At 68.5% G+C, this 9158-nt stretch carries 8 protein-coding genes; 2 read left to right on the top strand and 6 right to left on the bottom strand.

Going from position 1 to position 9158, the window contains the following annotated elements; translation table 11 throughout:
• Positions 1 to 697: expansin EXLX1 family cellulose-binding protein (locus QHF89_RS49335; protein WP_284721997.1), on the top strand; the 697-nt coding region annotated here is incomplete at its 5' end.
• A 6-nt stretch (positions 698 to 703) separates the two neighbouring features.
• Here the strand turns inward: QHF89_RS49335 and QHF89_RS49330 are convergent.
• The 5 genes from QHF89_RS49330 to QHF89_RS49310 form a co-directional block, all read right to left on the bottom strand.
• Positions 704 to 1690 carry a WD40/YVTN/BNR-like repeat-containing protein gene (locus tag QHF89_RS49330; RefSeq protein WP_136973354.1) on the bottom strand — a complete coding sequence of 329 codons (987 nt, stop codon included), beginning with the start codon at positions 1688 to 1690 and terminating at the stop codon, positions 704 to 706.
• 9 nt (positions 1691 to 1699) lie between these two features.
• Positions 1700 to 4465 (bottom strand): aconitate hydratase AcnA, encoded by a 2766-nt coding sequence (gene acnA, locus QHF89_RS49325; protein ID WP_136973353.1) that lies wholly within the window; start codon positions 4463 to 4465, stop codon positions 1700 to 1702.
• A 213-nt stretch (positions 4466 to 4678) separates the two neighbouring features.
• Positions 4679 to 5404 carry a hypothetical protein gene (locus tag QHF89_RS49320; RefSeq protein WP_136973352.1) on the bottom strand — a complete coding sequence of 242 codons (726 nt, stop codon included), beginning with the start codon at positions 5402 to 5404 and terminating at the stop codon, positions 4679 to 4681.
• Between the two features lie 159 nt (positions 5405 to 5563).
• A complete protein-coding gene (locus QHF89_RS49315; RefSeq protein WP_136973351.1) occupies positions 5564 to 5995 on the bottom strand; it encodes a hypothetical protein in 432 nt (143 codons plus the stop codon).
• A 106-nt stretch (positions 5996 to 6101) separates the two neighbouring features.
• Complete coding sequence (locus QHF89_RS49310) at positions 6102 to 6725, bottom strand: TetR/AcrR family transcriptional regulator (protein WP_284721996.1); 624 nt, start codon at positions 6723 to 6725, stop codon at positions 6102 to 6104.
• Positions 6726 to 6860: 135 nt separating this feature from the next.
• Here QHF89_RS49310 and QHF89_RS49305 point away from each other — a divergent pair, with 135 nt between their 5' ends.
• The gene (locus tag QHF89_RS49305) at positions 6861 to 8045 is read left to right on the top strand and encodes an acyl-CoA dehydrogenase family protein (protein WP_136973349.1); all 1185 of its coding nucleotides are present in this window, start codon (positions 6861 to 6863) and stop codon (positions 8043 to 8045) included.
• Here QHF89_RS49305 and QHF89_RS49300 read toward each other — a convergent pair.
• On the bottom strand, positions 8042 to 8737 hold the full coding sequence (locus QHF89_RS49300; RefSeq protein ID WP_136973348.1) for a hypothetical protein: 696 nt from the start codon (positions 8735 to 8737) through the stop codon (positions 8042 to 8044). The two genes, QHF89_RS49305 and QHF89_RS49300, sit on opposite strands and share 4 nt — an antisense overlap.
• Between the last annotated feature and the right edge of the window lie 421 nt (positions 8738 to 9158).

Raw genomic sequence — 9158 nt, 5'->3', positions numbered from 1 at the left:
GCCGCCCGCAGCCCCGGCCGCCCCGGAGCCCACCCCCGCGCCCGCCGAGCCCGCTGCGCCGCCGCCCGCGCCAGCGGCCGAGGCCAAGGCCGCCGAGCCGCCCAAGCCCGAGGTGAAGACCTCGAAGGGCGAGGCCGTGTATTACGACGCGAACGCCCGCGGGAGCTGTTCGCTCACGTTCGGCCACGACGCCGCCGTGCTCTCCGCGCCGAATGCCGTCTACAACCAGATCCAGGCGTGTGGTCAGTGCCTCGAAATCACGGGCTCCGAGGGCACCCAGGTCGTGATGGTCGCCGACCGCTGCAACGATTGCCCGCCGGATCGGCTGGTCATCAACAAGCCCGCGTTCGTGAAGATCGCCGGCACGAAGGCCGGAAAGGCCGAGGTGACCTGGAAGCCCGTGCCCTGCGCGGTGCAAGGCAACCTGGAGCTGCGCTTCAAGAAGACGAGCTCGATCCACTGGACCTCGATCCAGGTGCGCAATCACCGCGTGCCCGTGAAGAGCGTGGCCTTCAAAAAGGGCGACGCGTGGGTGGAGATGACGCGCTCGGACGATAACTATTTCACGGCCGCCAAGGGCGTCGGCTCGCAATCCGTGACGTTGCGGATCACCGGAGCAGACGGACAAACCGTCGAGGAGACGGTCGCGAAATGGAAGGACGGCGAGACGTACAAGGGGACGGCGCAGTTCAAGTAGACCGCGCTATCGCGGGATCGGCGTCACCGTCCATGTTTGTCCGTCCGTGCTCGTGTCGATTTCGTCGACCCCGACCGCCACGAAGACGCCGTCCCCCACCGTCACGTCGAGCCGGCTGTGCCGCTCCTCGGCCGTACGTGTGGGCGTGAACGGCTGGCCATCGACGGATCGATACAATTGAGAGCCCGACCCCGCCACGAGGACGCCGTTCGACTCGGCCAAACCATCGCACGGAAAACTCCCGCGCCTCGTGGCCCACTCCTCGCCCGTGGCGGACGTGACGACGTGCTTGTCGATGAACGGGTTGTCTTCCAGGCCCCCGATGTAACCGACGCCCTGGAACTGGCCGTCGATGAAATGCAGGCAGTTCACGCCGTGAATGTCGAGAGGATGCTCGGTGAAGGCCTGCGCGTCGGGCGAGACGTGCACGCTCGAATGGAAGCCCCAGAAGGCGAACTGCCCCGCGCCGAAGGCGATTCCGCTTATACTAAAGACATTGGGGATCGCGGCCTGCGGCGTGAAGCTCTTTCCGTCCGTCGAGGTGAACGTCTGGCCGGCGCCGTCGGTGATCACGAAAAGGCCGTTGCCAAACGCGACGCTATGAATGGGCTCGAGCGTGGGGACATTGCGGCTCGTCCACGCGACGGCGTCCCCCGACGTGAGCACGACCGGGAAGGACGTGCGGGTCACGGTGGCCCAGGGGTCGCTGCCCCCCACGATCACGAAGACGCCATTGCCGAACGCGACGTCGTGGAGCGCTTGCTGGGGGAGCGACGTGTCGTTCCGCTCCCATGATCGGCCGTCCGTGGAGCTGAGGAGCAGGGGCCGGGGATCGGCCCCCTGGATGTTCTCGTACCCGACCGCCACGAACCGGCCCCCGCCGTGCGTCACGGCCCGAAGCTCGTACAGCGTTTCGTCTTCGCCACCGCCACAAGCGCTCGTCGCGAGCGACCCGAGGAGCACGAAGAACCAACGCGAGGACCGGTTCGTCATGCGGCCATGTTACTTCGCCATCTGCCGCAGCACGTACTGAAGAATGCCGCCGTTCAGGTAATAATCCGCCTCGTTCGGCGTATCGATGCGGGCCGTCGCCGTGAACGTCTTCGTGGTGCCGTCCGCCTTCTTCGCCACGACCTCGAGCTTCTTGAAGGGCGTGACGCCCTCCGCGATGCCCTTGATGTCGAAGGTCTCGCGGCCGTCGAGGCCGAGGGTCTGCGCGTCCTCGCCCGCGGCAAACTCGAGCGGGAGCACGCCCATGCCGACGAGGTTCGAGCGGTGGATGCGCTCGAAGCTCTTCGCGATGACCGCGCGCACGCCGAGCAGCTTCGTGCCCTTCGCCGCCCAGTCACGCGAGGAGCCCGTGCCGTACTCGACGCCCGCGAGGACCACGAGCGGCACCTTCTCCTCGGCATACTTCATCGCCGCGTCGTAGATGCTGAGCTTCGTGCCCGCCGGGAGGTGGAGCGTGTTCGGGCCTTCCTCGCCGCCGAGCAGCGCGTTCTTGATGCGGATGTTGGCGAAGGTGCCCCGCATCATGACCTCGTGATTGCCACGGCGCGCGCCGTACGAGTTGAAGTCGGCCGGCTGGACGCCGTGCTCCACGAGGTAACGCGCCGCAGGGCTCGTCTTCGCGATGTTGCCCGCCGGCGAGATGTGGTCCGTCGTGACGCTGTCGCCGAGGAGCGCGAGCACGCGCGCGCCCACGATGTCCGTGACCGGCTGCGGCTGCTTGCCGAGGTTCTCGAAGAACGGCGGCTTGCGGACGTAGGTGGACTTGTCATCCCAGGAGAAGGTCTTGCCCGCGGGGACGTTGAGCTTCTGCCAGGCGACGTCGCCGACGAGGGCATTGTCGTACCGGGTCTTGAACTGCTCGCTCTTCACAGCCGAACGAATCGTCTCGCGGACCTCGGCCGCGGTCGGCCAGATGTCGCGGAGGTAGACGGGCGTGCCGTTGCGATCCTTGCCGATCGGCTCGGAGTACGGATCCCAGTCCATGTCACCGCGCAGCGCGTAGGCGACGACGAGGGGCGGCGACATGAGGAAGTTCATGCGCACGCTCGGGTTGATGCGGCCCTCGAAGTTGCGGTTGCCGCTGAGGACGCTCGCCGCGACGAGGTCGCCCTTCTTGATCGCATCGACGATCGTGTCGGGGAGCGCGCCGGAGTTGCCGATGCAGGTGGTGCAGCCGTAGCCGACGAGGTGGAAGCCGAGCGCCTCGAGGTACGGGAGCAAGCCGGACGCCTCGTAGTAATCGGCGACGACCTGCGAGCCGGGCGCGCACGAGGTCTTCACCCACGGCTTCGTGACGAGCCCACGCTCGACGGCCTTCTTCGCGAGGATGCCCGCCGCGAGCATGACCGCCGGGTTCGAGGTGTTCGTGCAGGAGGTGATCGCCGCGATGACGACCGAGCCGTGGCGGAGGTTGTACGAGGTGTCGCCCTCTTCGATGGCGACGGGCTTCAAGACCTTGTCACGGACGAGCATGCGCGCCGCGATGGCGTCGTCCGCGGGCTTGTCGGTGCTCGCCTCGTCGCACCACCTCGCGACGGAGGCCGCGTCGATGTCGGCGAAGCTCTTCTCGATCATCGAGTGCAAGCTCTTGCGATACCCCGTGCGCGCGGCCGCGAGGCGAATGCGATCCTGCGGGCGCTTGGGGCCGGCGATCGAGGGCTCGACGGCGCCGAGGTCGAGCTCGAGCGTGTCGCTGAAGATCGGATCGGGCATGCCCTCGGTGCGGAAGATGCCCTGCTCCTTGCAGTAGGCCTCGACGAGCGCGACCTGCTCCTCGGAGCGGCCCGTGAAGCGCAGGAAGGAGATCGTCTCGCCGTCGATCGGGAAGAAGCCGATCGTGGCGCCGTACTCGGGCGCCATGTTCGCGATCGTGGCGCGATCCGGGAGCGAGAGCGACGCGAGGCCCGGGCCGTAGAACTCGACGAACTTGCCGACGACCTTCTTCTTGCGAAGCATCTCGGTGACGGTGAGGACGAGGTCGGTCGCCGTGGCGCCCTCGCGCAGGCTGCCGGTGAGCTTGAAGCCGACGACCTCGGGGACGAGCATGGTGACGGGCTGTCCGAGGAGCGCGGCCTCGGCCTCGATGCCGCCCACGCCCCAGCCAACGACGCCGAGGCCGTTGATCATGGTGGTGTGCGAGTCGGTGCCGACGAGCGTGTCGGGGAAGGCGCGGCCCTCGGCGTCGGTCATGACGGCGCGGGCGAGGTACTCGAGGTTGACCTGGTGGCAGATGCCGGTGTCCGGCGGGACGACGCGGAAGTTCTCGAAGGCCTGCTGGCCCCAGCGGAGGAAGACGTACCGCTCTTCGTTGCGCTGGTACTCGAGGTCCGCGTTGCGAACGAGCGAGTCGCGGGTGCCGAAGTAGTTGACCTCGACCGAATGGTCGATGACGAGGTCGGCCGGGGAGAGCGGGTTGATGCGGTTCGGATCGCCGCCCATGCCTGCGAAGGCCTCGCGCATGGCCGCGAGGTCGACGACGGCAGGAACACCCGTGAAGTCCTGCAGGAGGACACGCGCCGGGTGGAAGGAGATCTCCTGGGAAGGCGCGGCCTTGGGATCCCAGCGGAGCACGGCCTCGACGTGCTCCTTGCGGACGACGCGGCCGTCCTCGTGACGAAGAAGGTTCTCGAGGAGGATGCGCAAGGAGACCGGGAGGCGCGCGAGGTCGGCGTCACTCGCGAGGGCCCGAAGGCGGTAGATCGTGTGGGACTTGCCGGAAACCGAGAGGGTGCTCTTAGCACCGAAGCTGTCTGCCATGGTCGTCACCTTGGGGGGCGGCACAGAGAGAGGCAAGGGATCCGGAGGCCGCGCGGCGGAAGGCTTCTCAGGAAAAAGGTCCGAGAGCAAGGGGGGAGCGCAGGAAGGTGCGCGTCAGGGGTTTTGCCTGGGCGGATCGTGCCTGGGCTGAGGGAGCGGCGCAGGCACGATCCGCCCAGGCCTCGATCCGTTCGGGGAGGAGGCGGAAGGGAGCTACCGGCCCAGGAACCGCATCAGGAAGCTGATGGGGTCGACCGAGACCTGGAGGCGCAGCTCGTTGTGGCCGGCGTCCGCGACGTTGCTGTAGATCCATTGGTGGGCGACCTCGGCCGCGAGGCTGCCGTTGTAAAGCATGAGGACGAGGCTCGAGCGGGGGCCGACGGCGAAGCCGCCGGCGACGTCACCAATGACGAGTTTTTCGAGGATGCCGATCGAGGTCTGGTTCGTCCCGAAGAGGGGACCGACGCCGACGGCCACCATATGCCCAGGGCCCAGGGTGTCGTAGGAGTAGCCGGCCTCGGTCCAGACGGAGGTGTACGAGGCGACGCCTGCGCGAAAGCCGAGTCCAGCGTCGAGGGCGAAGGCGGGCTGGGCCGAGCTTCCGGGGATGAAATGAAAGCTCGCGCCCGGGGAGACGCGCAGGGTGAGCTGGTGCTTGGGCTTGCGGGAATTGGAGCCAGCGTCGATGTAGTTCGGTGCGCCGTACGCCGGAGAAGGCTGCTGGTAGGGATTCGGCTGCTGGTACGGGTAGGGCTGTTGATAAGGATAGGGCTGCTGGTACGGGTAGGGTTGTTGATAAGGAGCGGGCTGCCCGTACGGGTAAGGCTGTTGATAGGGGTAAGGCTGCGGAGGCGGATAATACTGCGCTTGGGCCAGGCTCGCGTGGAGCGTCGGAAGGAGGACGGTGGCCACGGCGAGAAGCTGCGGAGAGATGCGCATCGAGGATCCTTGGTGTGTGCCCGGCGCTTTGCAAAGGGGAGGCCATCGGGGGAGGGCCTGGGGCCCGCGGCGTTTGCCGGGGGACGGGGGGGCGCTGAGAACGGCCGTTTCCATTCGGGCGTGGCCAGAATGTCAGGGGGCGGGGATACCGGACGGATGCTAGGGGGTGCAGGAGCCGAATCCAGGGCCGAAGAGGTGCTCTTCTTTGCAATCGCGGTCCGTGGGGCAATCGGCGTCGTCGTGGTCGAGGCGGCAGATCGGGACGCGATCGTTGCTGCTGCACGCGTCCGAGCACTCGACGCCCGTGTACTTGAAGGCGACCTCGTCCCACAAGCCGCAACAGACGCCGCCGAGGTGCGCGCAGTCGTCGGGGCTGTCGCACGGGAGCGCGAGGAAGAGGCAGCCGTCCGCGGCCGTACACGCAGAGGTGGGGGCGTTGCCCTGCTCGACGCAGCAGACCTCGGAGGGTCCACAGGTATCGTCGCCGCAGCGGAGCTCACGGCCTTGCGCTGGGCCGCCTGCGTGGCCCGTGGGCGGCTGGTAGTCGCCGAGCCAGCACGCGCTCGCCGCGGAGATGAGGCCCACCACCATCGATGACAGAAGGATCCTCGTGCTCACCATGCCACGCCAGGATGGCATGCCACGGCGTGATCGCGGAAGATCGCAAGGGCTCGCCCCTCACGCTTTCGCGCGGAGCTTACCCCTCGCCTCGGGCGCGCGTGAGCCCGTCGAGCAAGCGCCCGTGCGCGAGGTCCGACGCGGCGCGCACGTCGGACACGCCGAACGGCGCGAATGCGCCGGACATGGCGAGCACCGCGAGGCCCTGGTGCATTGCAAAGACGGGGATGACGTAGGAGAGCGCCTCGCCTTCGCCGAAATACCCCGCCGCCTGGGCGTCCGCGATGTAGCGATAGAGGAGGCCGAGGCTGCGCTCGCGGCCGTTCACGAAGGCAGGGTCGTTCGGGTCGGCGTCGGTGGAGAACATCGCCTGGAAATACCCGGGGTGGTCCATCGCGAAGCGCACGTACGCATGTGCGGCCGCGAGGAACCGCGCGCGGAGGTCCGGGCCCGCCGCCGTGAGCGCTGCGTCGACCGCGTCCGCGAGGCGATGCGCCCCCTCGGCCGCGAGCGCCGTGAGCAGCGCCCGCTTGTCCGCAAAGTGCCGGTACGGCGCCGCATGCGAGACCCCGACCCGGCGCGCGAGCTCGCGAAGCGTGAACCCCATCGGCCCACGCTCCTCGATGAGCGCGAGCGCGCCTTCCCGAAGCGCGCGAGGCAGGTCCCCATGGTGGTACGGGCGAGGCGGCGGGCGTCGAGGCACGGTCCCGAGCCTACCACGTCCGCGGCGGATGTTGACGATCGCAACATTCCATGTTGACGGTGGAAACTTTAGGATGTTGTCGATGTCTACATGGGCACGACCGGAGAGGAACCCCGGTCCCCGGAGGGAACCGTCATGACGAAAGAAACCGAGAGCGTCCTCGAAGCCCGCTTGCTCGCGTCCGTCGCCCGCGTGCGTCCGATCGCAGAGGCCCACGCAGACGCGTCGAACGAGGGCGCGACGCTGCATCCGGCCGTGGTGGCCGCGATGAAGGAGGAGGGGCTGTTCGCGCTGGCGGCGCCGAAAGAGGTAGGCGGGCTCGGCGCGGACGGGCGGACGCAGCTCGTGGTGTACGAGGCGATGGCGCACGCGGACCCGTCCGCAGGCTGGGCCCTGATGATCGGGGCGATCATGAACGGAATGATGGGCGCGTATCTGCCGGAGGCGGCGACGCGGGAGATCTTCGCCGGCGGAATGCCGACGTCGGCCGGGCTGCAGGTGCCGACGGGGAAGGCGGTGCGGGTGCGCGGCGGGTTCGAGGTGACGGGGCGCTGGGGGTTCGGGAGCGGCATCCGGCACGCGAGCTGGGTGTACACGGCCGCGGCGATCGAGGCGCCCGGGCAGGCCGGGCCGCCCTCGTTCGTGCAGGTCGCGGTGCCCGTCTCGCGCGTGACGATCGAGGATACGTGGAACACGGCGTTCCTGCGCGGGAGCGGGAGCAACCATTACCGCATGGAGGCGGTGTTCGTGGAGGAGTCGTTCACGTGTTCGTATCCCGGGGCGGCGCGGAAGCGCGGGCAGGCCTATTTCGAGCTACCGTTCATCGCGCTCACGGCGCCCGGTCACATCGGCTTCGCGCTCGGCGTGGCGAGGCGCGCGCTCGAAGAGATCGCGATCGTCGCGCCGCGCCGGATCAAGGCCTGGAACGGCGAGGCCCTGGCCGCGCAATCGAGCTTCCGGGTGGAGCTCGGCCGAAAACGCGCGGCCCTCGACGCGGCGCGGGCGCTCGGGCGCGAGGTGATGGAGTTGGCGATGCAAAAAGCCGAGGCGGGGGCGGCGCTCTCTCCCGAGGATTGGGCCGCGGTGCGGGCCGCGACGACGTATACGACGGAGGTCGCGGCGGACGTGACGTCGTTCGCGTTTCGGGCGGGCGGGTCGAGCGCGATTTATACGGGGACCGTGCTCGAACGGTGCTTCCGGGACATTCACGCGGCCGCGCAGCACATCGCCGCGACGGACGATTCGTACGAGTACGCGGCGCGCGTGGCCATGGGGGAAGCGCCGCTCCACCCGCTGCTTATGCCGCGGGATTCGGCCTAGAAACCCGCGCCGAAGCTGATGTATCCGAACGGCAGGACGCCGACGGCGGCGGGATCCGGATCGTCGCCGAAGACGTTGAACCCCGGCCCGATGAGCGCCATCGCGCCGACGCGAAACTGGAAGCCCGCGCCGTCCACGGGGTGCAAGCGATACCCCACCATGACGTTGCCATACGCGCCGATGCCCGAGCCCGACGCGCTCGCGCCGAAGCTGTTCGACGCCTGCGCCGTCGCATACGTGATCGAGACGCCGCCGCCGGCCTCGAGCGCATGCTTGCCGCTACGAACGCCGAGGTAACTCGCCGTGATGGGGAAGGTCAAAAGGCTCGCGCTCGCGCTCGACGAAGCGCCCCCCGAAGAGACCGTCGCCCCGATCGAGATGTAGCTGAACCCGACACGCACGCCGAGGTCGTCGATGACGCGGCGCTCATAATTGACCGAGTACCAGAGCCCAGCCCCGAGGCCCTCGGCATAGATCGAGTTCGGCGCGGGTTTGTCCTTCGTGTCTTCTTCCTTGGGCTCGGCCTTCGCCGGCGCGGCCTGCGCAGGCGCGGCCGCAGGGGCCGCCTCGGCCGCAGCCGCAGGCTGACCCTCGGGCGCGGGCGGCGCCGCCGCGTCGGCCTGCGCGAATGCAGCGCTCGGGGCGAGGAGGAGAAGGGCGCTTGCCGCAATGCAATAAGGAATCCTGACCATGGGACCTCCCTGAAGACAAGGGTGAATCCCCCAAAAACATGAAATGAAGCGCTCCTGTCAAGCGAAAACGGCCGTCTTGGACATGCAAACGAACGGACGTGGAACGTTGATTTTATTCAATCAAAGATCTGCGAAAAATTCTGCGCGCCTTTGGCGCGGCATGTCATAGGTGCGCGTTCACAATGCAATCGAGCGTGACCGGCTCCCCCCAAGCCCGTCACGCTCGATTGACCTCGACGCTCGCGGCCGGCGGGCCCCCGCGAACGCCGCGAGGCTCAGCCCCGCGCCCGCTGCTTGCGCGGCGCCGATACCGCCTGGCCCCGCGCGCTCCCGCCGCGCGCCATCCCCTTCTGCGCCCCGCCGCTCTGCGCGCCCCGCTGCGCCGCAGGCGCGCCCGCACCGCCGCGCTGCGACGGCGCCC

It is taken from the genome of Polyangium sorediatum (genome assembly GCF_029946465.1).
Taxonomy (GTDB): domain Bacteria; phylum Myxococcota_A; class Polyangia; order Polyangiales; family Polyangiaceae; genus Polyangium; species Polyangium fumosum.
Note: the sequence above shows the minus strand (reverse complement) of the source record. Positions and strands in the feature narration are given on the sequence as shown.